Here is a 25288-nt window from a genome sequence, read left to right as displayed (position 1 = left end):
CCATGCACAACAACAATAAAGAGCTGACTTTAAGCGCCCCGCTCAGCGGCCCGGTGCTCACGCTCGCCAACGTTCCGGACGCGGTGTTCGCCAGCGGCGCGATGGGCGACGGCATTGCCATCGATCCGCTGAACGACACCCTGTATTCGCCCTGCGCCGGGGTGGTGATCCACGTCGCCCGCACCGGCCATGCGCTGACCGTGCGCGCCGACAACGGCGCCGAGCTGTTGCTGCACCTCGGTCTGGACACAGTGGAATTGCAAGGTGAAGGCTTCTCGATGCTGGTCAAGGAAGGCGCGCGGGTCAGCAATGGCCAGCCGCTGCTGCGCTATGACCTGGACAAGGTCGGCCGCCAGTGCAAAAGCCTGGTCAGCCTGCTGATCCTGACCAACAGCCAGGATTTCCAGGCGCGCCCCATCACCCTGAAAACGGTGAAGGTCGGCGAGCCGCTGCTGCACATCGTCGCTCGTCACAGCACAGCGGCGAATGCAGAAGAACTCGGCGGCCCGGAAGTTCTCGGTCACGTGCAGGTTGCCCATCGCGGCGGTCTGCATGCGCGCCCGGCGGCGTTGATCCGCCAGACCGCGCAAGGGTTCAAGAGCCAATCGCAGCTGCATTTCGCCGGCAAGTCGGCATCGTGCAACAGCCTCATCGGCTTGATGGGCCTGGCGATTGGCGAGCAGGACGAAGTGCAGGTCAGTTGCCAGGGCCCGGACGCACAGGCTGCGCTGCAAGCCTTGCTCACTGCGCTGGCCACCGCACTGCCCGAAGACCATCACGCTGCCGCACCGGTTGCCGCCGCTCCACGCAATCGCCCGGCAGAGGCTGGCGTGTTGCACGGTGTGTGCGCCGCACCGGGCCTGGTCGGCGGGCCGCTGTTTCGTCTGAACGCGATCAGCCTGCCGGCCGACAGCGGCAATCATCAGCCCGAACATCAACTACAGATTCTCGACACCGCGCTGAATCAGGTTCGCAGCGAAATCGACGGCACCCTCGCCCAGGCGAAAAAACAGCGCAATGCCGACGAAGAAGCGATCTTCGCCGCGCACCTGGCCTTGCTGGAAGACCCGGCCTTGCTCGACGCCGCCCAGCAATCGATTGAAACCGGCACGGCGGCGACCCACGCCTGGAGCCAGTCCATCGATGCGCAATGCCAAGTGCTGCAAAACACCGGCAGCCCACTGCTGGCCGAGCGCGCCAACGATCTGCGCGACCTCAGGCAACGAGTGCTGCGCGCCCTGCTCGGCGAAGCCTGGCATTACGACGTGCCGACCGGCGCCATCGTCGCCGCTCACGAACTGACGCCTTCGGACCTGCTGCAACTGAGCGCGCAAGGCGTCGCAGGTTTGTGCATGGCCGAAGGTGGCGCGACTTCCCACGTGGCGATTCTGGCTCGGGGCAAAGGCCTGCCGTGCGTGGTCGCACTGGGCTCGGCGCTGCTCGATCAAGCGCAAGGCCTGTCGGTGGTCCTCGACGCCGACGGCGGTCGCCTCGAGCTGACGCCGAATGCCGAGCGTCTGGCCGAAGTGCAGCAGGCGCAAATCGACCGTCAACAACGGCGCGACGCCCAGCAGGCCCAGGCCCATCTGCCGGCCGAAACCCGCAACGGCGTATCCATCGAAGTGGTCGCCAACGTCGCCTCCAGCCATGAAGCGGCCGATGCGTTTGCCAATGGCGCCGATGGCGTCGGCCTGTTGCGCACCGAATTTCTGTTCGTCGACCGCCAGACTGCGCCGGACGTCGAAGAGCAACGCGCTGCCTATCAAGCCGTGATCGATGCCATGGGCGACAAGTCGGTGATCATCCGCACCATCGACGTCGGCGGCGACAAGCAACTCGACTACCTGCCACTGCCAGTGGAAGCCAACCCGGTGCTCGGCCTGCGCGGCATTCGCCTGGCCCAGGCCCGCCCGGAAATCCTCGATCAGCAACTGCGTGCGCTGCTGCAAGTCAGCCCGTTGCAGCGTTGCCGGATCCTGCTGCCGATGGTCACCGAGGTCGACGAATTGCTGCACATCCGCCAACGGGTAGATGCGCTGTGTCTGGAACTGGGCATCAATCAACGTCCGGAAATCGGCGTGATGATCGAAGTCCCGGCCGCCGCCCTGCAAGCCGAGCAACTGGCCGAGCACGCCGACTTCCTGTCCATCGGCACCAACGACCTGTCGCAATACACCCTGGCCATGGACCGCGACCACGCCGGCCTTGCCGCGCGGGTCGATGCCTTGCACCCGGCGTTGCTGCGCCTGATCGCCATGACCTGCGAAGGCGCGGCGGTGCATAAACGCTGGGTGGGCGTGTGCGGCGCCCTCGCCTCGGATCCGCTGGCGACGCCGGTACTGATCGGCCTGGGCGTGACCGAACTGTCGGTGAGCCCGGTACAGATCGGCGAAATCAAGGACCGCGTGCGCCAGCTGCACGAAGCCGAATGCCAACGCCTCGCCCGGGACTTGCTCAAGCTGAGCAGCGCCGCCGCGGTGCGTCATGCCTGTCATCAACATTGGCCTCTGCGCTAACAAAAACAACAAGGACAAACGCCATGTACCAACTCTTCATCGAAGGCCTGCAACGCCTCGGCCGCGCGCTGATGCTGCCGATCGCGATCCTGCCGATCGCCGGCCTGCTGCTGCGCCTGGGCGACACTGACCTGCTGAACATCGCGATCATCCACGACGCCGGCCAGGTGATCTTCGCCAACCTGGCAATGATCTTCGCCATCGGCATCGCGGTCGGCTTCGCCCGTGACAACAACGGCACCGCCGGCCTCGCCGGAGTGATCGGCTACCTGGTGATGATCTCCACCCTCAAGGTGCTCGACGCCAGCATCAACATGGGCATGCTCGCCGGGATCGTCAGCGGCCTGATGGCCGGCGCGCTGTACAACCGCTTCAAGGACATCAAGCTGCCGGAGTACCTCGCCTTCTTCGGTGGTCGGCGTTTTGTGCCGATCGTCACCGGGTTCGCGGCGGTCGGTCTGGGCGTGGTGTTCGGCTACATCTGGCCGCCGATCCAGCAAGGCATCAACAGCTTCGGCAGCCTGATGATGGAAAGCGGCAGCTTCGGCGCCTTCGTCTTCGGCGTGTTCAACCGCCTGCTGATCGTCACCGGCCTGCACCATATCCTCAACAACATGGCGTGGTTCGTGTTCGGCAACTTCACCGACCCGACCACCGGTGCTCTGGTCACTGGCGATCTGTCGCGTTACTTCGCCGGCGATCCCAAGGGCGGCCAGTTCATGACCGGCATGTTCCCGATGATGATCTTCGGCCTGCCGGCCGCGTGCCTGGCGATGTACCGCAACGCCCTGCCGGAACGCCGTAAGGTCATGGGCGGGATCTTCCTGTCGATGGCCCTGACTTCTTTCCTGACCGGGGTGACCGAGCCCATCGAATTTGCCTTCATGTTTCTGGCGCCGCTGCTGTATCTGGTGCATGCGTTGCTGACCGGGTTGTCGATGGCGATTACCAATGCGCTGAACATTCACCTCGGCTTCACCTTCTCCGGCGGTTTCATCGACATGGTGCTGGGTTGGGGACGCTCCACCAACGGCTGGCTGGTGGTGCCGGTGGGACTGGTTTATGCCGTCATCTATTACGCGGTGTTCGACTTCTGTATCCGCCGTTTCAATCTGAAAACGCCGGGACGTGAAGACGTGACCGCTGCCGAGAAATCCGTGCTGACAGAAAACGAGCGCGCCGCTGCGTACATCAAAGCCTTGGGAGGTGCCGAGAATCTGGTCACCGTCGGCGCGTGCACCACGCGGCTGCGACTGGAAATGGTCGATCGCAACAAAGCCTCCGATGCCGATTTGAAAGCACTGGGTGCAATGGCCGTGGTACGTCCGGGCAAGGGCGGCAGTCTGCAGGTGGTCGTCGGGCCGATGGCCGACAGCATTGCCGACGAAATCCGCCTGGCGATGCCCGCATTGGGCCGAGCCGCAGCGACTGCTCCTGTCGCCGTCGTCGAAACCAGCGAGCCCGTTGCTATAGCCGCACCCCAGGCCCAGCAATGGCTGAGCGCCCTGGGCGGCAGCGACAACGTGCTGCAACTCGACTGCATCGCCATGAGCCGGATCCGCCTGCAACTGGCCGATGGCAAAGCGCTGTCGGAAAGCCGATTGAAAGAACTTGGATGTCTGGGTGTGAGCGCGCTGGAAGATGGCGTATGGCACTTGCTGGTGGGGGATCGGGCGCAGAGCCTGAGTGCGGCGTTGGAGGGGTTGGTTAATCGGAGTGAGGTGAGTGCAAAAGTCTGATGGTCGCCATCCAGTTTTGACTTTAAGCGATTACAAACAAGAGACCCGGCCCAGGCCGGGTTTCCTGTTTCATTTGAAGCAACCACCGCAGGACCGGAGCTTCCGAGGGGCAAGCTAAAACCAAATGGGAAGATTCGGTAAAACCCACACATCTTTAAACATTCGAAAATGGAACGCGGAGCGTCCCAGGCTGCATTCCCACGCGGAGCGTGGGAACGATCAAGCAGTACAAAGTTACCTTCTGCTTCCTGCTTCCTGCTTCCTGCTTCCTGCTTCCTGCTTCCGCTTCTGCTTTCGCTCCCCACCACTCAACACGATGAGCGTTAGCTCGAGTAAGGCTTTGACGTGCCGGCCCCATCGGCAGGCTGAGTGGAGGGATTTATCCGGGGGTGGGAGCGCAGCGACCGTGCGGCGCAGCCGCATGCATCGAGAGGAGGTGCAGCGAAGCAAACCGTAGGCGATGCCCCCGGATGAATCCCGGAACGAAGGAACACCGAGCCAAAGCGAGGTGCCGAACGCCGGGGCCCAGCGTTTTTGGTTACTTTTTTCTGGGCCGGCATTCCGGGCGTTTGAAAAAAGTGACTCGCCGTAAGGGCGAAACCGCCAGTGGCAACACCCGAAGCAACGGATATTCACTCAATCCCAAAAACCAAAAAACCCGCTGAAATCACTCTCAGCGGGCTTCCCGTTTCAGCAGCCAAGGAAGATCAAAAATCCTCCAACCGCCAAACCTCATAAGCCGGCGTCTCGTAGGGATGGCTCAACTTAAGAGCCGCCACTACCGAGCGAATCAACTCATCGCAAACGACAAGCTCAACCTTCCACTCCTCGACCCGCTCAACCCGCCCCGCCTCACCAATGAACGGCTGACTCCCGTCCAGAGGCCGAAACTGACCCGTACCAAGCACCTGCCAAGCACAGTGGTCATAGTCACCAATCCGCCCACCACCGGCAGCGAACACAGCCCCTTTGACCACCTCAACATGACTGTCAGGAACAAAAAACCCGAGCTTGTACACAGCGCTTAGTTCACCCACACACGAGCGTTACGGAACATACGCATCCAGGGTGCGTCTTCGTTCCAGTCTTCCGAACGCCACGAGTTCTGCACGGCGCGGAACACACGCTCCGGGTGCGGCATCATGATCGTCACGCGACCGTCGCGGCTGGTGAGGCCGGTGATCCCGCGCGGCGAACCGTTCGGGTTGGCAGGGTAAGCTTCGGTGACCTTGCCGTGGTTGTCGACGAAACGCATCGCCACGCAACCCGACAAATCGGCTTCGAGCAGTGCCTCTTCGCTTTCGAATTCGGCATGGCCTTCACCGTGAGCGATGGCGATCGGCATGCGCGAACCGGCCATGCCCTGCAGGAAGATCGAGTTCGACTCCTGAACCTGAACCATCGCCACGCGCGCTTCGAACTGCTCGGAGCGGTTGCGCACGAAGTGCGGCCAGAATTCGCTGCCCGGGATCAGCTCGTGCAGGTTGGACATCATCTGGCAACCGTTGCACACGCCGAGGGTGAAGCTGTCGTTACGTTCGAAGAAGCCCTGGAACGCATCGCGGGCACGGCTGTTGAACAGTGCGGACTTGGCCCAGCCCTCACCGGCGCCGAGAACGTCGCCGTAGGAGAAACCACCGCAGGCCACCAGACCCTTGAACTCGTTCAGGTCGACACGGCCGGCCAGAATGTCGCTCATGTGCACGTCGATCGCGTTGAAACCGGCGCGGTCGAACGCTGCCGCCATTTCCACCTGACCGTTGACGCCCTGCTCACGCAGTACGGCAACCTGTGGGCGGATGCCTTTCTTGATGTAAGGCGCGGCGATGTCCTGGTTGACGTCGTAGCTCAGCTTGACGCTCAGGCCCGGGTTGTCTTCTTCCAGCAGTGCATCGAACTCTTGCTCGGCGCAGTCGGCGTTGTCGCGCAGACGCTGGATCTGGTAGCTGGTCTCGGCCCACTGACGTTGCAGCAGACGACGCTGGCCTTCGAACACGGTGTCACCGTTGAAGGTGATGTTGATCTGGCCATTGTTGATCGGCTGACCGATCACGGAAACGCAGTCGCCCAGACCGGCAGCGCTGAATTGGGCGAGGATGTCCGGGGTCGCGTCCTGGCGAACCTGGATCACGGCACCCAGTTCTTCGTTGAACAGGATGGCGGCGATTTCAGCGGAGCTTTCGGCAACGCTGTCCAGGTTGAGGCTCAGACCACAGTGACCGGCGAAGGCCATTTCCACCACGGAGGTCAGCAGACCACCGTCGGAACGGTCGTGGTAAGCCAGCAGGTGACCGTCGGCGTTGAGGCCCTGGATCACGGCGAAGAACGCTTTCAGGTCTTCGGCGTCGTCGACGTCCGGAGCCTGCTTGCCGAGCTTGCCGTGAACCTGCGCGAGGATCGAGGCGCCCATGCGGTTCTGGCCGCGACCGAGGTCGATCAGGATCAGGTCGGTGGTGCCCTTGTCCATGCGCAGTTCCGGAGTCAGGGTCTGACGGATGTCAGCCACTGGCGCGAAACCGGTCACGATCAGGGACATTGGCGAGGTGACGGTCTTGTCTTCGCCGTTGTCGTTCCAGCGGGTGGCCATGGACATCGAGTCCTTGCCAACCGGAATGGTCAGGCCCAGCTCAGGGCACAGTTCCATGCCGACCGCTTTCACGGTGTCGTACAGACGCGCGTCTTCGCCCGGATGGCCGGCAGCGGACATCCAGTTCGCCGACAGTTTGATGTCGGAGAGCTTGTTGATGCGCGAAGCGGCAATGTTGGTCAGGGTTTCGCCGATGGCCATGCGGCCCGACGCCGGCGCATCCAGCAGCGCCAGCGGAGTGCGCTCGCCCATCGCCATCGCTTCACCGGTGTAGACGTCGAAACTGGTGGCGGTGACGGCCACGTCGGCCACCGGAACCTGCCAAGGGCCGACCATCTGGTCACGGGCCACGAGGCCGGTGATGGTGCGGTCGCCGATGGTGATCAGGAAGCTTTTGCTTGCCACGGCCGGGTGGTGCAGAACGCGCTCGATGCTTTCGCCGATGTCGAGGTTCGACGGATCGAAGTCATCGCCCAGCTCGGCTTCGCGAACCACCGAACGGTGCATGCGCGGCGCCTTGCCCAGCAACACTTCCAGTGGCATGTCCACTGGGTTGTTGCCGAAGTGGCTGTCGGTCACGGTCAGTTGCGGCTCGGCGGTGGCTTCACCGACAACGGCAAACGGGCAACGCTCACGTTCGCAGATCGCCTTGAAGCGCTCGAAGTCGGCCGGGCCGACCGCCAGAACGTAACGTTCCTGGGATTCGTTGGACCAGATTTCGTGCGGGGCCATGCCCGGTTCGTCGTTCGGAATGTTGCGCAGTTCGAAACGGCCACCACGGTCGCCGTCGTTGACCAGTTCCGGGAAGGCGTTGGACAGACCGCCCGCACCCACGTCGTGGATGAAGCTGATCGGGTTCTTGTCACCCAGCTGCCAGCAACGGTCGATGACTTCCTGGCAGCGACGTTCCATTTCAGGGTTTTCACGCTGAACCGAAGCGAAGTCCAGATCCGCCGAGCTGGTGCCGGTGGCCATGGAGGAAGCAGCGCCGCCGCCCAGGCCGATCAGCATCGCCGGGCCGCCGAGCACGATCAGCTTGGAGCCGACAACGATCTCGCCTTTCTTGACGTGTTCTTCACGGATGTTGCCCATGCCGCCAGCCAGCATGATCGGCTTGTGGTAACCGCGAACTTCGTCACCGTGCGGAGTGGTGATCGATTGTTCGAAGGTACGGAAGTAGCCGGTCAGGGCCGGACGACCGAATTCGTTGTTGAACGCGGCGCCGCCCAGCGGGCCTTCGATCATGATGTCCAGCGCGTTGACGATGCGCTCAGGCTTGCCGTACGGCACTTCCCAAGGCTGTTCGAAGCCAGGGATCTGCAGGTTCGACACGGTGAAACCGGTCAGGCCGGCCTTCGGCTTGGCGCCACGACCGGTTGCACCTTCGTCGCGGATCTCGCCACCGGAACCGGTAGACGCGCCCGGGAACGGAGCGATCGCGGTCGGGTGGTTGTGGGTTTCGACCTTCATCAGGATGTGCACCGGCTCCTGCACCGCGCCGTACTGGCGGGTTTCCGGATCCGGGAAGAAGCGGCCGGCGACGTTGCCGACGATCACCGAGGCGTTGTCCTTGTAAGCGGACAGCACGCCTTCGCTGTGCATCTGATAGGTGTTCTTGATCATGCCGAACAGGCTTTTTTCCTGGCTCTCGCCGTCAATATCCCAACTGGCGTTGAAGATCTTGTGGCGGCAGTGCTCGGAGTTGGCCTGGGCGAACATCATCAGTTCGATGTCGTGCGGGTTGCGCTTGAGACCGTTGAAGGCGTTGACCAGGTAGTCGATCTCGTCTTCGGCCAGGGCCAGGCCCAGTTCGACGTTGGCTTTTTCCAGCGCGGCGCGACCGCCGCCGAGGATGTCGATAGCGGTCAGCGGCTTCGGTTCGGCGTGGCTGAACAGACCGGCGGCCTGCTCGAGGTTGGCCAGAACGATCTGCGTCATGCGGTCATGCAGTACATCGGCAATCTGCTGTGCTTCGGCTTCGCTGAACTGACCGGCCACATAGAACGCGATACCGCGCTCCAGACGCTGGATCTTGCTCAGGCCGCAGTTGCGGGCGATGTCGCTGGCCTTGCTCGACCATGGCGAGATGGTGCCGAAACGCGGCAACACCAGGAACAGACGACCGGTCGGCTCTTGAACCGGAACGCTTGGACCGTACTTCAGAAGGCGCGCAAGCACCTGCTGTTCGTCGCCGGTCAGGACGCCGGTGACTTCGGCGAAGTGAGCGAATTCAGCATACAGGCCACTGACAGCTGGAACCTTCTGGCTCAGTTGCTCAAGGAGTTTGCTGTGGCGAAAGGCAGAAAGGGCAGGAGCGCCGCGCAGGATCAACATCTTCGGGACAGCCTCGGGAAGGGGTGTGCTTTGAGGCCGTGCATTCTAGCCTAAACCGCCCTCAACATCACCCGAAACGCTACGCACGGTTGCACCCGGATGTCGAGTGGTGTTCCTGCCTTGAGGGTCAAATTTATGGGGTATTGCAAGGCGGGTTATTTTTTCTGTCACAAAATGCCTTTCGGGCCCGTTTCTGCGGGGTTTCGCGCGGTTTTGTGATGCCTAGCAGACAACCCCTCGACTGTCGAGATATGGCGCCCGTTGTCCTTTGCGTATACTGCGCACATGTTTTCCCCAACGGCTTTGCGTCCGCGATACGCCAAATGGCTGATCGCTACCGGACTCTTCCTGATGCTCAGTGGCTGTGTTGATAAACCCAACACACTCGAGCGCGTAAAGGAGGATGGCGTGCTGCGGGTGGTCACCCGAAACAGCCCCGCCACCTACTTTCAGGATCGCAGCGGTGAAACCGGCTTCGAATACGAGCTGGTGAAGCGCTTTGCCGACGATTTGGGGGTCGAGCTGAAGATCGAAACCGCCGACAACCTCGACGACCTGTTCAACCAGGTCGGCAAGCCTAACGGCCCGGTACTGGCGGCCGCCGGCCTGGTCAGCAGCGAACAGCGCAAGAAACAGGTGCGCTTTTCCCGCTCCTACCTCGAAGTCACCCCGCAGATCATCTATCGCAACGGCCAGTCACGCCCTACCGATGCGGGCGATCTGGTGGGCAAGAAGATCATGGTGCTCAAGGGCAGCACCCACGCCGAACAACTGGCGGAGCTGAAACAGAAATATCCTGGCATCCAGTACGAAGAGTCCGACGCCGTTGAAGTGGTCGACCTGCTGCGCATGGTCGATGAAGGTCAGATCGACCTGACCCTGGTCGATTCCAACGAAGTGGCGATGAACCAGGTGTACTTCACCAACATCCGCGTGGCCTTCGACCTCGGCGACGCGCGCAGCCAGAGCTGGGCCGTGGCCGCCGGCGAAGACAACAGCCTGCTCAACGAGATCAACAGTTATCTGGACAAGGTGCAGAAGAACGGCACCCTGCAACGTCTGAAAGACCGCTATTACGGCCACGTCGACGTCCTCGGCTACATGGGCGCCACCACCTTCGCCCAACATTTGCAGCAGCGGCTGCCCAAATACGAACAGCACTTCAAGGCCTACGCCAAGAAAGAGAAAGTCGACTGGCGCCTGCTGGCGGCGATCGGTTATCAGGAATCGCTGTGGCAACCGGCGGTCACCTCGAAGACCGGCGTGCGCGGGCTGATGATGCTGACCCAGAACACTGCCCAGGCCATGGGCGTGTCCAACCGCCTCGATCCGAAGCAGAGCATTATGGGCGGCGCCAAGTACCTGGCCTACATGAAGGATCAGCTCGACGAGTCGATCCAGGAACCGGATCGCACCTGGTTTGCCCTGGCGGCCTACAACGTCGGCAGCGGTCATCTGGATGACGCGCGCAAACTGGCGGCCAAGGAAGGGTTGAACCCGGACAAGTGGCTGGATGTGAAAAAGATCCTGCCGCGCCTGTCGCAGAAGCAGTGGTACAGCAAGACCCGCTACGGCTATGCCCGGGGCGGCGAACCGGTGCATTTCGTGGCGAACATCCGTCGCTACTACGACATCCTGACCTGGGTGACCCAGCCGCAGCTTGAAGGCGATCAGGTGGCCGAGGGCAACCTGCATGTGCCGGGGATCGACAAGTCGAAACCCGCTCAAGAGCCCGCCCCGTTGTAACAAACACCCCAAAATAAATGTGGGAGCGAGCCCGCTCGCGAAGGCGTCGTGTCAGCCGTCATCATCGTTGACTGATACAGCGCTTTCGCGAGCAGGCTCGCTCCCACAGTTTTTTTTGTTGAGGCTTAGTGTTTGGCGGCGGCCAGGATCAGCGCTTTCATTTCAGAGACAGCAGACTTGAAGCCTACGAACAACGCGTGCGCCACCAGCGCATGACCGATGTTCAGCTCGTTGATGCCCTTGATCGCGGCAACCGCCTCGACGTTGTGATAGTGCAGGCCATGGCCGGCATTGACGATCAGGCCCTGGGCCAGACCGAAGGCCACGCCGTCCGCCACACGCTTGAGCTCTTCAGCCACTTCGGTCGGCGTTTCGGCATCCGCGTAACGCCCGGTGTGCAGCTCGATGGCCGGTGCGCCGACGCGCTTCGACGCAGCGATCTGCCGCTCGTCGGCGTCGATGAACAGCGATACCTCGCTGCCGATCTTCGACAGACGCTCGACCGCCGCCCTGATCCGCTCTTCCTGCCCTGCCACATCCAGACCGCCTTCGGTGGTCAACTCCTGACGAGTCTCCGGGACCAGACAGATGTGCGCCGGACGGATGCGCTCGGCGAACGCCATCATCTCTTCGGTGACGCCCATTTCGAAGTTCATGCGGGTTTGCAGCACATCCTTGAGCAGCAGCACGTCGCGCTCCTGAATGTGCCGACGGTCTTCGCGCAGGTGCACGGTGATGCCGTCAGCGCCCGCCTCTTCCGCGTCCAGCGCTGCCTTGACCGGATCCGGATAGCGCGTGCCCCGGGCCTGACGCAGGGTGGCGACGTGGTCGATGTTCACGCCAAGAAGAATGCGATTGCTGGTGGTCACGGATGCGCTCCTGAATGGAAAGATTCGGCGCACAGCATACGGCGAGATCAGGGCTTGCGAAACAGCTCGCGACTGACGAGAGGACGACCGCCCAGATGCACGGCCAAAGCTTGGCGCATCAAGCGCTTGGCGGCGGACAGCGCGCCCGGTGCCGACCAGTCGGCTTCGGCCATGGCCAGCAGTTCGGTGCCGTTGAACAGGCCGGGTTGCAGCAGATAGACCCGTTCGAGCCCGGCATCCACCTGCAAACGGTATAGGCCATCCGCAGCGATGGGTTCGTCGTTGATGTCGGTGTTCAGGGAAAAGCCATAACCGAGGTCGTCGAGCAGCCGCCATTCGAAAGAACGCAGCAGCGGCTCCAGCGGCCGGCCTTCGGCCAATGCCAGCAAGGTCGCCGCGTAATGATCGAATACTGCCGGGTGTGGGTCTTCGGCGGGCAACAGGCGAATCAACAGTTCGTTGAGATACAGGCCGCTGAACAGCGCCTCGCCGACCATCCACGTGGCGTTGCCGACACTCTCCATGCGCCCGACGTTCTTCAACTCACCCTTGCCGCGAAACTCCACTTCCAGCGGCACGAACGGCCGCGCCAATGTCCCGGCCTTGCCCCGTGCACTGCGCAACACCGCCCGCAGCCGACCTTGCGGCGTGAGGAAGTCCACCAAGGCGCTGGTTTCGCGGTAGGCGCGGGAGTGGAGGACGTAGGCGGGTTGGGCGGGAGGCGGGCTTTGCGACATTGAGTTCTCGATGACGAAACGCAGTTTTACACACAAACCCAAAAACTAATGTGGGAGCGAGCCTGCTCGCGATGAGGGTGTATCAGACAACAAGGATGTCGACTGAAATACCGCTATCGCGAGCAGGCTCGCTCCCACAGTGGGTATCGGTGTTCTCGGGATCAGCGCTTACAGGTCGCCGTAACCCAACGAACGCAGCGCACGCTCGTCGTCGGACCAGCCGCCCTTCACCTTGACCCACAGGTTGAGCATGATCTTGGAGTCGAACAGCAGCTCCATGTCCTTGCGTGCCTCGGTGCCGATGCGCTTGATGCGCTCGCCCTTGTCGCCAATGATGATTTTCTTCTGGCCGTCACGCTCGACGAGGATCAGCGCATGAATGTGCAGCGTCGCCCCCTGCTGCTTGAACTCTTCGATTTCCACGGTGATCTGGTACGGCAGCTCGGCGCCGAGCTGGCGCATGATTTTCTCGCGGACCAGTTCGGCGGCGAGGAAACGGCTGCTGCGGTCGGTGATCTGGTCTTCCGGGAAGAAGTGATCGTTCTCCGGCAGATGGTCGGCGATGACCTTTTCCAGCGCGTCGAGGTTGTGCCCGTGTTGCGCCGAGATCGGAATGATCTGCGCATTCGGCAGCTGTTCCTGCAACCACGACAGGTGCGGCATCAGCTCGGCCTTGTCTTCGATGCGGTCGGTCTTGTTCAGGGCGACGATCAAAGGGCCGGTCACGTACTGCACGCGCTCCAGAACCATCTGGTCTTCTTCGGTCCATTTGGTACGGTCGACCACGAAGATCACCACGTCGACGTCTTTCAACGCGGCCGAAGCAGTCTTGTTCATGTAGCGGTTCAGGGCCTTTTCGCCACCCTTGTGCATGCCGGGAGTGTCGACGTAGATCGCCTGCACGTCGCCTTCGGTCTTGATCCCGAGCATGTTGTGGCGAGTGGTCTGCGGCTTGCGCGAGGTGATCGCCAGCTTCTGGCCGAGGATGTGGTTCAGCAGCGTGGACTTGCCCACGTTGGGACGGCCGACGATGGCAACATAGCCACAGCGCGTTGCGTTTGTATCAGTCATTGCCATTCTCCACACCCAGGGCAATCAGTGCTGCGGCGGCCGCTACCTGTTCGGCAATACGACGGCTCACACCCTGACCCCGGCTTTTTTCATTCAATAGGACAACTTCGCACTCGACGAAGAAGGTACGGCAGTGCGGCTCGCCCTGGATATCCACCACTTCATAACGCGGCAATTCGCAGCCGCGCGATTGCAGGAATTCCTGCAGGCGGGTCTTCGGATCCTTGTTGGTGTCGACCAGCGTCAGGCCTTCGAACTCGCCGGCCAGCCAGGCCAGTACGCGCTCGCGGGCGACTTCCATGCCGGCGTCGAGGTAGATCGCACCGATCAGCGCTTCAAGGGCGTCGGCCAGAATCGACTCGCGACGGAAACCGCCGCTCTTCAACTCGCCGGAACCCAGGCGCAGGTAATCGCCCAGATCGAAACCGCGGGCCAGCACCGCCAGCGTCTCACCTTTTACCAGCCGTGCGCGCAAACGCGACAACTGGCCTTCGCGAGCCAGCGGGAAACGGTCGAACAAGGCTTCGCCGGCAACAAAGTTGAGGATCGCATCGCCGAGGAATTCCAGACGCTCGTTGTTGCGTCCGGCAAAGCTGCGGTGCGTAAGGGCCAGGACCATCAGTTCCTGGTCCTTGAAGGTGTAACCGAGCTGACGCTCGAGACGGCTTAGAGAAACGCTCACGGTTTACCCACGCTGAGTTCGTGGCTGGATTCCACTGCCATCGCCGGGATACGGCGCAGGCCTGGGACAATTAACGCTGTGTTCAAAAATGACGTCCTGAATATCGTGGCTTCATGCCCCGGAGCCGGTTGTGCCGACGCCAGAAATGCATTCGGCGCTGTGGTCAACAGCGCCGTGTTTGTTTACTTGATCAGGCCGACCCGCGAGAAGTTCGGCAGGTGGCTGAGTTTCGGTTCCGGCCAGCTCATCCAGACCGCGAAGGCCTTGCCGACGATGTTCTGGTCGGGAACCATGCCCAGCAGATCCTTGGGAATGTTCGGATCATCCCAGTAGCGACTGTCGTTCGAGTTGTCGCGGTTGTCGCCCATCATGAAGTAGTGACCGGCCGGCACGGTCCAGCTATGGTCCGGCGTGGCGCGGTAGCGGCTCATTTCCTTGCGGATCAGGTGCTCGGCGGCGCCGAGTTTTTCCTTGTAGAGTTCCGCGCTGCCCAACGTACCCGGCTCGGAGCCGACCAGTTGCTCGGCAATCGACTCGCCGTTGACGAACAGGCGCTTGTCGGCGGTGTACCGCACGGTATCGCCCGGCAGGCCGACCACACGCTTGATGTAATTGACGTTCGGGTCGCTCGGGTAGCGGAACACCATCACATCGCCGCGCTGTGGGTCACCGACTTCGATGATCTTCTTGTCGATCACCGGCAAACGGATCCCGTAGGAAAACTTGTTCACCAGAATGAAGTCGCCGACGTCCAGGGTCGGTTTCATCGAGCCGGACGGAATCTGGAACGGTTCCACCAGGAACGAACGCAGCACCAGCACGATGAACAGCACCGGGAAGAACGACTTGCCATATTCGACCAGCAGCGGTTCCTTGTTCAGCTTCTCGACCACCACCACATCAGGCTGGCTGACGCTGCCCTGATAGGAGGCGATGGCGGCACGCCGACGCGGTGCCAGGATCAACAGATCGAGCAACGCCAACAGACCGCAGACGAACACGGCAATGACCAGCAACAGCGGGAAATTTAGTGACATAGGACCTGACTATTCCAACCTGAGCACGGCGAGGAAGGCTTCTTGCGGGATTTCCACGTTGCCGACCTGTTTCATGCGTTTCTTACCGGCCTTCTGCTTCTCAAGCAGTTTTTTCTTACGGCTGACGTCGCCGCCGTAGCACTTGGCCAATACGTTCTTTCTGAGTGCCTTGACGGTTGTCCGGGCGACGATCTGACCGCCAATGGCAGCCTGGATGGCCACGTCGAACATCTGACGAGGAATCAGCTCTTTCATCTTCTCGGTCAACTGGCGACCTTTGAAGTGCGAATTGTCACGGTGCACGATCAACGCCAGAGCGTCGACCTTGTCGCCGTTGATCAGCACGTCCAGTTTCACCAGATTAGCCGATTGGTAACGATCGAAATGGTAGTCCAGCGAAGCATAGCCGCGGCTGGTGGATTTCAGACGATCGAAGAAGTCCAGCACCACTTCGTTCATCGGCAGGTCGTAGGTCACTTGCACCTGACTGCCGAGGAACAGCATGTCGACCTGCACACCGCGTTTCTCGATGCACAGAGTGATGACGTTGCCCAGATGCTCCTGCGGCACCAGAATGTTGGCGCGCACGATCGGCTCGCGCATATCTTCGATCGACGAGACGTCCGGCAGCTTCGACGGGTTGTCGACGTAAATCGTTTCACCGGTTTTCAGCACCAGTTCGAAGATTACGGTTGGCGCCGTGGTGATCAGGTCCAGGTCGTATTCGCGCTCCAGGCGCTCCTGGATGATTTCCATGTGCAGCATGCCGAGGAAGCCGCAACGGAAGCCGAAGCCCAGCGCGTCGGAGCTTTCCGGGGTGTATTGCAGCGACGAGTCGTTCAGGGTCAGTTTCTGCAGCGCTTCGCGGAAGTCCTCGAAGTCGTCGGAACTGACCGGGAACAGACCGGCGTAAACCTGCGGCTGGATGCGTTTGAAGCCTGGCAGTACCGGAACGTCCGGGGTGGAGCTCAGGGTCAGGGTGTCACCGACCGGCGCACCGTGAATGTCCTTGATGCTGGCGATGATGAAGCCCACTTCGCCGGCCTTCAGGTCAGCGGTGGCGGTGTGTTTCGGGTTGAACACACCCACGCTGTCGACCAGATGCACCTTGCCGGTGGACTTGACGAGAATCTTGTCGCCCTTCTTCACGCGGCCATGACGCACGCGCACCAGGGAGACAACGCCCAGGTAGTTGTCGAACCAGGAGTCGATGATCAACGCTTGCAGCGGATCTTCGATGTTGCCGGTCGGCGCAGGAATGGTGGCGACCAGACGCTCGAGCACTTCGTCGACACCCAGGCCGGTCTTGGCGCTGCAGGTGACGGCGTCGGTGGCGTCGATGCCGATGATCTTCTCGATCTCGTCCTTGACGCGATCGGGCTCGGCCTGTGGCAGGTCGATCTTGTTCAGGACCGGCATGACCTCGAGGCCCTGCTCGATGGCGGTGTAGCAGTTGGCCACGGACTGGGCTTCCACGCCCTGCCCCGCATCGACCACCAGCAGCGCACCTTCACAGGCCGCCAGGGAACGGCTGACTTCGTAGGTGAAGTCGACGTGGCCCGGGGTGTCAATGAAGTTCAGCTGATAGGTGACGCCGTCTTTGGCCTTGTAATAGAGGGTAACGCTGTGGGCCTTGATGGTGATCCCGCGTTCGCGCTCCAGATCCATGGAATCCAGTACCTGGGCTTCCATTTCACGCTCGGCCAGGCCACCGCACATCTGGATGAAACGGTCAGCCAGCGTCGACTTGCCATGGTCAATGTGGGCGATGATGGAGAAATTGCGGATATGACTCAAATCACTCACGGATCAACACTCAAAAAGGCTGCAGGCTTGGCCCGCCGAAAAATAGCCGGGAATTGTACCTGATACACGGCGCAAGCGTCACGTTCGCCTGTCACCCGGATTGCATGCAAAAACGCCCCGGTCTGGCGACCGAGGCGTTTTCAAGGCTAAAGCGTGGGTGAAACCTTGTTCATCAACCGGCTCGGCGCAACAGCCAGACACCTGCCAGCGCACACACGCCAGCCGGCACCAGCACCGCGAACAGCGGCGAGAAGCCGAATACCAGGCTGGATGGACCCAGCAGATCCTGGACGATGCGGAAGGTGAAGCCCACCAGCACACCGGTGAACACCCGCTGACCGAGGGTCACCGAACGCAGCGGGCCGAAGATGAAGGAGATTGCCATCAGCACCAGCGCGGCGGTCACCAGCGGCTGCAACACCTTGACCCAAAATGCCAGCCAGTAACGACCGTTGCTCAAGCCCTGATCAGCCAAATAGTGGATGTAACCCCACAGACCGGTAATCGACAGCGATTCCGGCGCCATCACCACGGTGCTCAACAGTTGCGGGCTCAGGGAAACGTCCCAGCGCTCGACCGGCGTATTGACCACTTCGGTGCTGCGCTCGTGGAATTTGGTGGTGGTCACGTCGGTGAGCTGCCAGTGATCGGTGTCGAACTCGGCGCGCTTGGCGAAGCTCGAGCTGAGCAGATGGCGCTCCCTGTCGAAGTGATAGCGGGTCACGCCGTACAGACGACCGTTGGGTTGCACGGAGTTGATGTGGATGAATTCGTCACCCTGGCGGTGCCACATGCCGTGCTTGGCGCTTTGCGCGTCGCCGCTGCCTTGCGCCAGCGAACGGTTGGCCTGGGCCATGCTTTCGGTGGCCGGCGCCACGTATTCACCGATCAGCACACCGGCCAGCATCAGCACCAGCATCGGCTTCATCACCGCCCAGACGATGCGCCCGATGGACACACCGGCGGCGCGCATCACGGTCAGCTCGCTGCTGCTCGCCAGACTGCCGAGACCGATCAGGCAGCCGATCAGCGCCGCCATCGGCAGCATGTCGTAGAGCCGACGCGGCGCGGTCAGGAGCACGAAGCTCAGAACGTCGACCAGGGTGTAGGTGTCACTGACGTCGCCCATCTCGTCGATGAACGCAAACAAGGTGGCCAGGCCGAGAATGATCGCCAGCACTGCGATGATCGCCATGAACACGCTGCTGCCGATATAGCGGTCGAGTTTAACCACGGGCCACCTCCAGCGCTGCGCTGCGACGGCTGGCCAGCTTCAGGCGCAAAGGCTCCCAGTACAGCAGACCGAGACCGATCGCCAGGAAGATCGCATGCACCCACCACAAGCCGAGCGCCGGTGGAATCTTGCCTTTCTCGAGGGCGCCGCGGGCGGCAATCAGGATGGTCAGGTAAGCCATATAAAGAAGAATCGCCGGCAGCAGCTTGAGGAAACGCCCCTGACGCGGGTTGACCCGCGACAGCGGCACCGCCATCAGGGTCACGATGAACACCAGCAACGGCAGCGACAGACGCCATTGCAGTTCGGTTTTCGAGCGAATGTCGTCGCTGCCCAGCAGGGACGAAGTCGGCATGGCGTCACGGTCGGTGACTTCCTCGCTGACATCCGGCTTGGGCAGCAGTACGCCGTAGGTTTCGTAGTGGATGGCGCGGTAGTTGGCCTGACCCGGGCTGCCGTCGTAGCGGTAGCCATTGTCGAGGATCAAGTAGCGGTTGCCGTCGGGACGCACTTCCTGACGACCTTTCTCCGCCACCAGCACGGAAATCCCGCGATCTTTCTGGTTGGCGCCGAGGTTCTTCTGCGAAATGAACACGCTGCCAAGGTTGACCCGATCGTCGCTCAGGGTTTCGGTGTAGGTCACCCGCGTACCGTCGCGCAGGGCCTGGAAGCGGCCTGGCTCGAGGGTGTCGAATTCGGTCAGGGCGTCCTGCTTGTTCAGCAGCAGCTGGAACTGGTTGGCGCCTTGCGGGGCCAGGCTCAGGCTCAGCCACGCAACCACCAGTGCCACCAGGGTGGCCGGGAACAGGGTCATGCGAAACAGCCGTTGCTGACTCATGCCGGTGGCCGAGAGCACGGTCATTTCGCTTTCCAGATACAGCCGGCCGTAGGCCAGCAGAATCCCGAGGAACAACCCCAGCGGCAGGATCAATTGCATGAAGCCCGGCAGACGGTAGCCCATGATCAGGAACAGCGATCCCGGATCGAGCTGGCCCGCGGCGGCCTGGGCAAGGTATTTGATGAAGCGACCGCTCATGATGATGACCAGCAGCACGGCACTTACCGCACTCAGGGTCAACAGGACTTCGCGGGACAGATAACGGAAGACGATCAAACCAGACACTCCAGGGTTGTCAGGCTAAGGCGGCCAAACAAGCAAACGTATCGACGGGCCCGCAAGGCAGAGCCGTCGAAAAAAGATGCGGCATTATCCTGTGATTGAGGGCGCCTGTCACTGCGCACACTCACGCAAGCATGCAATCCGTTGAAGATCGTACAACCGAGGGTTGTCAGGCGCGGTGAGCGAGGTTCAAACTGCCGCCTCTGTCGCAGGCACTGGCCTGCGCCTCTTCTCTCTATAAGCAGGCGACGGCGGACACGTCGAACGCCTGCGTGTTGACCATTCATTCAGGGATCCGGACATGGAACTGGTTGTAAAAAGCGTTAGCCCAGAAACGTTGAAAACCGCCACCCTGGTGGTTGCCGTCGGCGAAGGCCGCAAACTCGGCGTTGCCGCCAAACAGGTCGACGAACTGAGCGGCGGCGCCATCAGCGCCGTGCTCAAGCGTGGCGACCTGGCCGGCAAGGTCGGCCAGAGCCTGTTGCTGCACAGCCTGCCGAACCTGAAAGCCGAACGCGTGCTGCTGGTCGGCGTGGGCAAGGATGAAGAACTGGGCGACCGTCCGTTCCGCAAGATCGTCGCCGGCATCCTCAACACGCTTAAAGGCCTGGGTGGCAGCGACGCCGTGCTGGCGCTCGATGAAATCATCATCAAGAACCGCGACAGCTACGGCAAGACCCGTCTGCTGGCCGAAACCCTGGTCGATGGCGAATACACCTTCGACCAGTTCAAGAGCCAGAAAGCCGAACCGCGCGCCCTGAAAAAAATCACCCTGCTGACCATCAAGGCCGCTCAGGCCGAAGTGCAACGCGCCGTGAACCACGCCACCGCGATCGCCAACGGCATGGCGTTCACCCGTAACCTGGGCAACCTGCCGCCGAACATCTGCCACCCGACCTTCCTCGGCGAGCAAGCCAAGAACCTCGGTAAAGAGTTCAAGGATCTGAAAGTCGAAGTCCTCGACGAGAAGAAGATCAAATCCCTGGGCATGGGTTCGTTCTACGCCGTCGGCCAGGGCAGCGCCCAGCCGCCGCGCCTGATCGTCATGCAATACAACGGTGGCAAGAAATCCGAGAAGCCGTACGCACTGGTCGGTAAAGGCATCACTTTCGATACTGGCGGTATCAGCCTGAAACCGGGCGCCGGCATGGACGAGATGAAGTACGACATGGGTGGCGCCGCCAGCGTGTTCGGTACCCTTCGCGCCGTGCTGGAACTGAAACTGCCGATCAACCTGGTGTGCATCCTGGCCTGCGCCGAGAACATGCCGAGCGGCACCGCTTCGCGCCCGGGCGACATCGTCACCACCATGAGCGGCCAGACCGTGGAAATCCTCAACACCGACGCCGAAGGCCGTCTGGTGCTGTGCGATGCACTGACCTACTCCGAGCGCTTCAAGCCGCAAGCCGTGATCGACATCGCCACCCTGACCGGTGCCTGCGTCGTTGCGCTGGGCGCCCACACATCGGGCCTGCTGGGCAACAACGACGAACTGATCGAGCAACTGCTGAGCGCCGGCAAGGCTGCCGACGATCGCGCCTGGCAACTGCCGCTGTTCGATGAGTACCAGGAGCAACTGGACAGCCCGTTCGCCGACATCGCCAACATCGGCGGTCCGAAAGCCGGCACCATCACTGCCGCGTGCTTCCTGTCGCGCTTCACCAAGAACCTGAACTGGGCGCACCTGGACATCGCGGGCACCGCCTGGACCAGCGGCGGCAAGGACAAGGGCGCCACCGGCCGTCCGGTTCCGTTGCTGACTCAATACCTGCTGGATCGCGCCAAAGCCTGAAACCGATGAACCTGGGCGGCGCTGCCTTCGGGTGGCGCCGTTCGAGGCTCAGGAACCGCAATGACCAAAGTCGACTTTTATATCCTGCCCAGTGCCGACCCTTCGGCGCGTCTGGATTTTGCCTGCAAGCTCACCGATAAAGCCTGGCGCATGGGCCACCGCATCTACCTGCATTGCAGCGATGCCGCCCAGCGTGATGATCTCGATGCGCGACTGTGGGCGTTCAAGGGCGAAACCTTCGTGCCTCATGGCCCGGCCGACAGCGAACCGGAAGGACTGATCGTGCTGGGACTGGGCGATGACTGCGGCCAGCACACAGACTTACTGGTCAACCTTGACCTGAAAGTCCCGGTTTTCGCCAATAAATTCGCCCGCGTTGCCGAGGTGGTGGTGGAAGATCCGGCGATCCGCACTGCGGCGCGGGAGAGTTTCCGTTTCTACCGCGAACAGGGCTATCCTCTGCAAGACCACCGTTTACAGCGACTCTGAGTACGCCGATGGACACTCCAAAACCGCTGCAAAAACCCGCGCACCTGCTGGACGACCTCGAGTCGATCCGCCAGTTGCTCGGCGATGACAACCTGCAACCGCCGCTTTTGACCGACACGGTCGATGATGGCGAACAGGAACAGATTCCGATGTTGTTCGATTCGGTCGACAACACACCGCAAGCCGTCGAAGCTGCACCCGCGCCAACGCCTGCTCCGCAATCTGCCGCTGCGCCTGTGGAGAAAGGCCCCGACGCTATCCTGCACCTGGACAGCGAACTGCGCGCCGCTGCGCAACTGATCATGCAGGACGTGATCGACGACTTCGCTCCGCACATCGAAACCGAAATCAAACGTCGCCTCGAGGCGCGGATGGAACGGCTTCTCGCCGCAGCTTCGAGCGGCAAGCTTTAAGCGGCGAGCAAAAGCCGCATACCTTCTGAAATCCACAGCTGCCTGAGTCCGCAGACAATAGCTTGCGGCTCGCAGCTTGTAGCCTGCCGCTGCCCCCCCAGCTATACTTCCCGGCTTTTCCTGAATAAATGCCAATAGGGTCCCGCCGCGCATGGATAAGACCTACCAGCCGCACGCCATTGAAACTTCCTGGTACAACACCTGGGAGTCCGAGAACTACTTCGCCCCGCAAGGCGCGGGCGACTCCTACACCATCATGATCCCGCCGCCGAACGTCACCGGCAGCCTGCACATGGGTCACGGTTTCAACAACGCGATCATGGACGCCCTGATCCGGTTCCGCCGCATGCAGGGTCGCAACACCCTGTGGCAGCCGGGCACCGACCACGCCGGTATCGCCACGCAGATGCTGGTGGAGCGTCAACTCGAAGCCCAGGGCCAGAACCGCCATGATCTGGGCCGGGAAAAATTCCTCGAGAAAGTCTGGGAGTGGAAGGATCAGTCCGGCGGCAACATCAGCCGTCAGATCCGCCGCCTCGGCTCGTCCGTAGACTGGAGCCGCGAGCGCTTCACCATGGACGACGGCCTCTCGGAAGCCGTTAAAGAAGCCTTCGTGCGCCTGCACGAAGACGGTCTGATCTATCGCGGCAAGCGTCTGGTCAACTGGGACACCAAACTGCACACGGCGATTTCCGACCTCGAAGTGGAAAACCACGACGAGAAAGGTTTCCTGTGGAATCTGAAATACCCGCTGGCCGACGGCACGAAAACCGCTGAAGGCAAGGATTTCCTGATCGTCGCGACCACCCGTCCGGAAACCATGCTCGGCGACTCCGCCGTCGCGGTGAACCCGAACGATGAGCGCTACAAAGCCCTGATCGGCAAGTTTGTCGAGCTGCCGCTGGTCGGCCGCCGCATTCCGATCATCGCCGACGATTACTGCGATCCTGAATTCGGCACCGGCTGCGTGAAAATCACCCCGGCCCACGATTTCAACGACTACGAAGTCGGCAAGCGCCACAACCTGCCGCTGCTGAACATCTTCGACAAGAACGCCAACGTGCTGCCGGCAGCGCAAGTGTTCAACCTCGACGGCACGCTGAACGACAGCATCGACGGCAAGATTCCGGCCGAGTATGCCGGTCTCGAGCGTTTCGAAGCGCGCAAGCAGATCGTGGCTGCGTTCGACGCCGCCGGCCTGCTGGTCAGCGTCGACGATCACAACCTGAAAGTGCCGAAAGGCGACCGTTCCGGCACCGTGATCGAGCCGTGGCTGACCGATCAGTGGTACGTGTCCACCAAGCCGCTGGCCGAGCCTGCGATTGCTGCCGTTGAAGACGGTCGTATCCAGTTCGTGCCGAAGCAGTACGAAAACATGTACTTCTCGTGGATGCGCGACATCCAGGACTGGTGCATCAGCCGTCAGCTGTGGTGGGGCCACCGGATTCCGGCCTGGTACGACGAGTCGGGCAAGGTCTACGTCGGTCGCGACGAAGCCGAAGTGCGCGCCAAGCACAACCTCGGCCCGGACGTTGCGCTGCAACAGGACAACGACGTTCTCGACACCTGGTTCAGTTCGGGCCTGTGGACCTTCTCCACCCTGGGCTGGCCGGAAAAGACCGAGTTCCTGAAGAAATTCCACTCCACCGACGTGCTGGTTACCGGTTTCGACATCATTTTCTTCTGGGTTGCCCGGATGATCATGCTGACGATGCACCTGATCAAGAACGAGGACGGCACGCCGCAGGTTCCGTTCAAGACCGTTTACGTGCACGGTCTGGTGCGTGATGGCCAGGGCCAGAAGATGTCCAAGTCCAAGGGCAACGTCCTGGACCCGCTGGACATCATCGACGGTATCGAGCTCGAAACCCTGGTGCAGAAACGCACTTCCGGTCTGATGCAGCCGAAACTGGCGAAGAAGATCGAGAAGCAGACCCGCGACGAGTTCGCCGACGGCATCGCCAGCTACGGCACCGACGCCCTGCGCTTCACCTTCTGCTCGCTGGCGTCCACCGGTCGCGACATCAAGTTCGACATGGGCCGCGTCGAAGGCTATCGCAACTTCTGCAACAAAATCTGGAACGCCGCGCGTTATGTTCTGGACAAGGGCGAAGACTGCGGCCAGAACGGCGAAGCCTACGAGCTGTCGCTGGCGGATCGCTGGATCATCTCGCAACTGCAACGCACCGAAGCCGAAGTGACCCGTCAACTGGATCAGTTCCGTTTCGACCTGGCGGCGCAAGCGCTGTACGAGTTCATCTGGAACCAGTACTGCGACTGGTATCTGGAACTGTCCAAACCCGTGCTGTGGGACGAAAACGCACCGATCGAGCGCCAGCGCGGCACCCGTCGCACACTGGTTCGGGTACTGGAAGTGGCGCTGCGCCTGGCGCATCCGTTCATGCCGTTCATCACTGAAGAAATCTGGCAGCGCATCGCGCCGCTGGCCGGCATTCAGGGCAAGACGATCATGCTGCAACCTTGGCCGGTGGCCAACGAAGAGCGTATCGATCCGGCGGCCGAAGACGACATCGAATGGCTCAAGGGTCTGATGCTCGGCACGCGCAACATCCGTGGCGAAATGAACATCGGCCCGGGCAAGCCACTGCCGATCTACCTGAAGAACGTCAGCGCTGAAGACCAGCGTCGCCTGACCGAAAACGAAGCGCTGCTGAAGAAGCTGGCGCGTCTGGAATCGATCACCGTACTGGCCGCCGGCGAAGAAGCGCCGCTGTCCGCGACCGCGCTGGTTGGCGAGATGGAAGTGCTGGTGCCGATGGCCGGTCTGATCGACAAGGGCGCCGAGCTGGCGCGCCTGGACAAGGAAATCCTGCGTCTGCAGGGCGAAGTCCAGCGGGTCGGCGGCAAGCTGTCCAACGCCGGTTTCGTTGACAAGGCCCCGGCCGAAGTCATCGAGAAGGAGCGCGCCAAACTGGCCGAGGCTGAACAGGCCTTGGGCAAACTGGCCGAGCAGCACGCGCGGATTGCCAGCCTGTAACGGCGTATCGCACTGAAAAGGGAGGCCCGCAACGGCCTCCCTTTTTTGTGCCCGGCACTTTTCCGGCCAACAACACGGCTCCCTGTGGGACAATGGCCGCCACTTTCAGCCCTACCCG

At 61.7% G+C, this 25288-nt stretch carries 17 protein-coding genes; 7 read left to right on the top strand and 10 right to left on the bottom strand.

The features are described 5' to 3' along the window. The first annotated feature begins 2 nt into the window (after positions 1-2). The gene (gene ptsP / locus AC07Y2_RS17155) at positions 3-2516 is read left to right on the top strand and encodes a phosphoenolpyruvate--protein phosphotransferase (RefSeq protein WP_103386435.1); all 2514 of its coding nucleotides are present in this window, start codon (positions 3-5) and stop codon (positions 2514-2516) included. A 23-nt stretch (positions 2517-2539) separates the two neighbouring features. After that, positions 2540-4255, top strand: a complete 1716-nt coding sequence (gene nagE / locus AC07Y2_RS17150) for an N-acetylglucosamine-specific PTS transporter subunit IIBC (RefSeq protein ID WP_103386434.1) — start codon at positions 2540-2542, stop codon at positions 4253-4255. A 707-nt stretch (positions 4256-4962) separates the two neighbouring features. On the opposite strand, the gene AC07Y2_RS17145 is transcribed toward nagE, so the two are convergent. Further along, positions 4963-5274, bottom strand: coding sequence for a YqfO family protein (locus tag AC07Y2_RS17145; RefSeq protein WP_103386433.1), 312 nt, complete (start codon positions 5272-5274; stop codon positions 4963-4965). A gap of 5 nt (positions 5275-5279) precedes the next feature. Further along, positions 5280-9176, bottom strand: coding sequence for a phosphoribosylformylglycinamidine synthase (purL, locus tag AC07Y2_RS17140; RefSeq protein WP_103386432.1), 3897 nt, complete (start codon positions 9174-9176; stop codon positions 5280-5282). A 285-nt stretch (positions 9177-9461) separates the two neighbouring features. On the opposite strand from purL, the gene mltF reads away from it, so the two are divergent. After that, complete coding sequence (gene mltF / locus AC07Y2_RS17135) at positions 9462-10922, top strand: membrane-bound lytic murein transglycosylase MltF (protein WP_011332593.1); 1461 nt, start codon at positions 9462-9464, stop codon at positions 10920-10922. A 125-nt stretch (positions 10923-11047) separates the two neighbouring features. Here the strand turns inward: mltF and pdxJ are convergent, their stop codons facing one another. The 8 genes from pdxJ to lptF all read right to left on the bottom strand — a co-directional run bounded on the left by pdxJ (position 11048) and on the right by lptF (position 19472). Next, positions 11048-11791 (bottom strand): pyridoxine 5'-phosphate synthase, encoded by a 744-nt coding sequence (gene pdxJ / locus AC07Y2_RS17130; protein WP_064382428.1) that lies wholly within the window; start codon positions 11789-11791, stop codon positions 11048-11050. A 47-nt stretch (positions 11792-11838) separates the two neighbouring features. After that, on the bottom strand, positions 11839-12528 hold the full coding sequence (gene recO, locus AC07Y2_RS17125) for a DNA repair protein RecO (protein WP_039769514.1): 690 nt from the start codon (positions 12526-12528) through the stop codon (positions 11839-11841). A 168-nt stretch (positions 12529-12696) separates the two neighbouring features. Next, on the bottom strand, positions 12697-13599 hold the full coding sequence (era, locus tag AC07Y2_RS17120; RefSeq protein WP_039769512.1) for a GTPase Era: 903 nt from the start codon (positions 13597-13599) through the stop codon (positions 12697-12699). After that, complete coding sequence (rnc, locus tag AC07Y2_RS17115) at positions 13592-14281, bottom strand: ribonuclease III (RefSeq protein WP_011332589.1); 690 nt, start codon at positions 14279-14281, stop codon at positions 13592-13594. The genes era and rnc overlap by 8 nt, the downstream gene beginning before the upstream one ends. Positions 14282-14463: 182 nt before the next feature. After that, entirely contained in the window at positions 14464-15318 is an 855-nt protein-coding gene (gene lepB / locus AC07Y2_RS17110; protein ID WP_074691207.1) for a signal peptidase I, read from the bottom strand. A gap of 9 nt (positions 15319-15327) precedes the next feature. Then, a complete protein-coding gene (gene lepA / locus AC07Y2_RS17105; RefSeq protein WP_103386431.1) occupies positions 15328-17124 on the bottom strand; it encodes a translation elongation factor 4 in 1797 nt (598 codons plus the stop codon). Between the two features lie 172 nt (positions 17125-17296). Beyond that, entirely contained in the window at positions 17297-18358 is a 1062-nt protein-coding gene (lptG, locus tag AC07Y2_RS17100; RefSeq protein ID WP_103386430.1) for an LPS export ABC transporter permease LptG, read from the bottom strand. Next, entirely contained in the window at positions 18351-19472 is a 1122-nt protein-coding gene (gene lptF, locus AC07Y2_RS17095) for an LPS export ABC transporter permease LptF (RefSeq protein ID WP_103386429.1), read from the bottom strand. Before lptF ends, lptG begins: the two co-directional genes overlap by 8 nt. Positions 19473-19779: 307 nt before the next feature. Here lptF and AC07Y2_RS17090 point away from each other — a divergent pair, with 307 nt between their 5' ends. The 4 genes from AC07Y2_RS17090 to AC07Y2_RS17075 all read left to right on the top strand — a co-directional run bounded on the left by AC07Y2_RS17090 (position 19780) and on the right by AC07Y2_RS17075 (position 25170). After that, positions 19780-21270 (top strand): leucyl aminopeptidase, encoded by a 1491-nt coding sequence (locus AC07Y2_RS17090; RefSeq protein WP_039769503.1) that lies wholly within the window; start codon positions 19780-19782, stop codon positions 21268-21270. Positions 21271-21330: 60 nt separating this feature from the next. Then, positions 21331-21759, top strand: coding sequence for a DNA polymerase III subunit chi (locus AC07Y2_RS17085; RefSeq protein ID WP_074691201.1), 429 nt, complete (start codon positions 21331-21333; stop codon positions 21757-21759). 8 nt (positions 21760-21767) lie between these two features. Then, positions 21768-22172 carry a hypothetical protein gene (locus AC07Y2_RS17080; RefSeq protein WP_039769501.1) on the top strand — a complete coding sequence of 135 codons (405 nt, stop codon included), beginning with the start codon at positions 21768-21770 and terminating at the stop codon, positions 22170-22172. Between the two features lie 151 nt (positions 22173-22323). Further along, the gene (locus AC07Y2_RS17075; protein WP_103386428.1) at positions 22324-25170 is read left to right on the top strand and encodes a valine--tRNA ligase; all 2847 of its coding nucleotides are present in this window, start codon (positions 22324-22326) and stop codon (positions 25168-25170) included. Positions 25171-25288: the final 118 nt, after the last annotated feature.

This window comes from Pseudomonas sp. GW456-12-1-14-TSB6, assembly GCF_059424205.1.
This window is presented reverse-complemented; position numbering and strand designations above follow the sequence as displayed.